The organism is Methylobacterium sp. CCH5-D2 (genome assembly GCF_001556475.1).
GTDB classification, from domain to species: Bacteria; Pseudomonadota; Alphaproteobacteria; order Rhizobiales; family Beijerinckiaceae; genus Methylobacterium; species Methylobacterium hispanicum.
In genome coordinates this window covers 1-1,499 of the sequence record NZ_LSIX01001093.1, presented here as the reverse complement: position 1 = coordinate 1,499, position 1,499 = coordinate 1, and the positions used below count along the sequence as shown (strand labels likewise).

The 1,499-nt window shown below is 73.9% G+C and carries 1 protein-coding gene; it reads right to left on the bottom strand.

What is annotated here, in order from left to right; all coding sequences use genetic code 11:
• Positions 1-98 precede the first annotated feature (98 nt).
• Entirely contained in the window at positions 99-1,403 is a 1,305-nt protein-coding gene (locus tag AX737_RS29395) for a PQQ-dependent sugar dehydrogenase (protein WP_066927535.1), read from the bottom strand.
• Positions 1,404-1,499: the final 96 nt, after the last annotated feature.

Sequence of the window (1,499 nt, the reverse complement as noted above, 5' to 3'; positions counted from 1 at the left end):
GGGAAGAGCCGGGCGGGGCCGGAGATGCGTCTGTCGGGCTCTTCGCCACGCCGGCCGCCGGGTTACGGCCCGTGGCCTCCCGCCGCAGGGGAGGGCGCTCAGCCCTCCTTGCCGTCCTTGCCCGCCTTCGCGCCGTCCTTCGGCGTCAGCTTCAGGATCCGGCCGTCCTCGCCGTCGGTGACCGCGTAGACCGCCCCGTCCGGCCCGACCCGCACGTCGCGGATCCGGGCGTCGAGGGGCACGCGCTCCTCCGTCACCACCTTATCGCCGTCGAGCTTGACCGCGACGATGCCGCCGCTGACGAGGCCGCCGATCAGGAATTGGTCCTTCCAGGCCGGGAACAGGCCGCCGGTGTAGAGCGCCATGCCGGAGGGGCCGATGACGGGGTCCCAGTAATAGACCGGCTGCACCGTGCCGGTGGCCTGGGTTACGCCGTCGCCCACCTTCTCGCCCGAGTACTCGATGCCGTAGGTCGCCACCGGCCAGCCGTAGTTCAGGCCCGGGCGCGGCCGGTTCAGCTCGTCGCCGCCGCGCGGCCCGTGCTCGACGGTCCAGAGCCGGCCCTGGCCGTCGAGGGCCGCCGCCTGCACGTTGCGGTGCCCGTAGGACCAGATCTCGGGCCGCGCCTTCTCGCTGCCCGCGAAGGGGTTGTCCTTCGGGGCGTTCCCGTCCGTGTCGATGCGGAAGACCTTGCCGAGGCCGCTCGCGAGGTCCTGCGCCTGGACCCGCGGCCCCTTGTCGGAGCGCTCGCCCACGGTGAGGAAGAGCTTGCCGTCGCCCGCGGGCACGATGCGCGAGCCGAAATGCTTGTCGCCGTCGTAGGCGGGCGTCTGGCGGAAGATCACCTTGACCTCCTCCAGCTTGCCCCCGCCCCGGCCGTCCTCGACCAGCTTGGCGCGGGCCAGCGTGGTGCCGTTGCCCTTCTCGCGCGGCTCGGAATAGCTGAAGAAGATCGTGCGGTCGGAGGCGAAGCCCGGGCTCAGCGCCACGTCGAGCAGGCCGCCCTGGCCGCGGGCATCGACCTTCGGCACGCCCGCGACGGCCGGGCCCGGCGTGCCGTCCTTCGCCACGAGGCGGATCTTGCCGGCCTTCTCGGTCACGATCATGCGCCCGTCCGGCAGGAACTCCATCGCCCAGGGGCTGTCCAGGCCCTTCACGGCGGTCGCCACCGCGACCTCGGTGGCCTGGGCGGGCTTGGGAGCCCGGGTCTGGTTCGGCAGGAGCGGCTTGTAGCTCGTGTTCGGCGCCTCGGTCTCGGCCGGGCTGGTCCCGGCCGAGGGCGCGGCGGGCGCGCTGAACGCCTCGCCGCCGATGCGGGAGGCGGGCGTCTCCTGGCCGGCCGCGGTGCCGGCGAGGCCGAGCGTCGCCGCGGCGGCGAGGGCGAGGGATGGGATGCGCGTCACCGAGGTTCCTCCAGATGTCCGCCGTCCCTGGACGGCGGGGCCGGGTGCGTTGCGCAGGAGATGGGGCGCAGGGCCGAGACTTCGAGGCTCGGCGGG